We start from the raw sequence: 922 nt of genomic DNA, 5'->3' as shown, positions 1-922 counted from the left end.
CTGATAGCCCTGAGGTACGAGCCTTACACCTTGTGCAACCGTCACCAGTAATAAAATAAATATCGCTATTGCTATGTATAATCCTGCTTCCATAATCCCTTGCTCCTAAAAGATAATTTATTGTTTTTTCATCACTAGTCGATGTTCAGTGACACCGGTTACTTTAACCGCATCTCCTACATCTAGTTGATCATCAGACTCAAAGTCCCACTCATCATAGCCCTTAATGGGAGTAGAAAAGCGAACGCGCCCCGGCCTTTCCCCGGAAGGAGGCGTCAGCGTCACGCCTAGTTCACCCTGAATTTCATCAAGCGCTGGTAAAACTACCTTATCCCGCGAGGGTTTGAGTATTTTGAACCACATGCTGGTGAGTAAGGCAGATAAAATAGCCCAGGCGCTTATCTGAAAGGTAGTACTTAGATCCGGCTCGACAAGAAGTAACATGCCAACCAATACCCCGCCAATACCAAACCAAAGCGCGGTGAATGAAGGGATAACGAGCTCTAAAAGAACAAGAAAAATCCCAAAAACAATCCAATGCCAATACAATAAATCCATCAATAATTCCTATTTCTCATTCGACTGCGACAACTACTACGAGGCAAAGCTCTCGTTTAATTTTTTTTCAGCAAGCGCTTACTTATTATGTAACTTGAATAAGGGGTTGGTATTGGCTATAACGGCTGCCACATCACCTTTATCTGAATTATCAATTTTCGCCGCAGACAGTTCTGCTCTGCTTTCACAAACCGTGAAACCTTCAGCAAGTATGCAATCTCGCTCTTCAGCAACGTCTTCACTCGAAATTGAGTTGCTACCCTTAATTAGCCTCTTTGATATAGGCGTGTACTTTCCTTGTGCCAACTTTCGATGGTATTGAGGTTCAAACGAGAGTTGTTTTTGAGCTTTATTCTTCATCAGT

At 42.8% G+C, this 922-nt stretch carries 2 protein-coding genes; both read right to left on the bottom strand.

Translation table 11 applies throughout. The features are described from left to right. Nucleotides 1–117: 117 nt before the first annotated feature. A complete protein-coding gene (locus tag A3766_RS06080; RefSeq protein WP_068506810.1) occupies nt 118–558 on the bottom strand; it encodes an NfeD family protein in 441 nt (146 codons plus the stop codon). 78 nt (nt 559–636) lie between these two features. After that, nucleotides 637–922: hypothetical protein (locus A3766_RS30535; protein WP_197479371.1), on the bottom strand; the 286-nt coding region annotated here is incomplete at its 5' end.

The sequence above is a fragment of the Oleiphilus sp. HI0132 genome, from assembly GCF_001635845.1.
The sequence above is the reverse complement of the archived record's forward strand: the minus strand, read 5'-3'. Positions and strand labels throughout refer to the sequence as shown.